A 467-nucleotide genomic window follows, 5' to 3' on the forward strand; every position below is an offset into this window, starting at 1 on the left:
CCTCGTGACGTCAGCCAGCGTGTTGCGTTCTTATCGGCAATCGAAAACCTAGAGTTCGACCCAGCAGATGGTGCAGCCAAAATCATCGTTAACTCACGAACGGGCACCATCGTAATTGGTAAGCATGTGCGTCTTAAACCTGCAGCAGTAACGCATGGCGGCATGACGGTTGCGATCAAAGAAAACCTGAATGTTAGCCAACCTAACGGCTTTTCTGGTGGGCAAACCGTTGTCGTACCAGACTCGGATATCGAAGTCAGCGAAGAGCAGGGCAAGATGTTTAAGTTTGAGCCAGGCTTAACGTTGGATGACTTGGTCCGTGCAGTGAATCAAGTCGGCGCAGCGCCGTCGGATTTGATGGCTATCTTGCAAGCATTGAAACAAGCTGGTGCCATTGAAGGCCAGTTGATCATCATTTAATGGTTAGGAGGTAGGTATAATGAACAATCCTAACGACATTGGTTTTA

At 48.6% G+C, this 467-nt stretch carries 1 protein-coding gene; it reads left to right on the forward strand.

Annotation, left to right across the window (positions count from 1 at the left end; translation table 11 throughout):
- Positions 1-420: flagellar basal body P-ring protein FlgI (locus IQR33_RS27995; RefSeq protein WP_193844249.1), on the forward strand; the 420-nt coding region annotated here is incomplete at its 5' end.
- Between the last annotated feature and the right edge of the window lie 47 nt (positions 421-467).

Source organism: Vibrio sp. OPT46 (assembly GCF_015163535.1).
Classification (GTDB): domain Bacteria; phylum Pseudomonadota; class Gammaproteobacteria; order Enterobacterales; family Vibrionaceae; genus Vibrio; species Vibrio alginolyticus.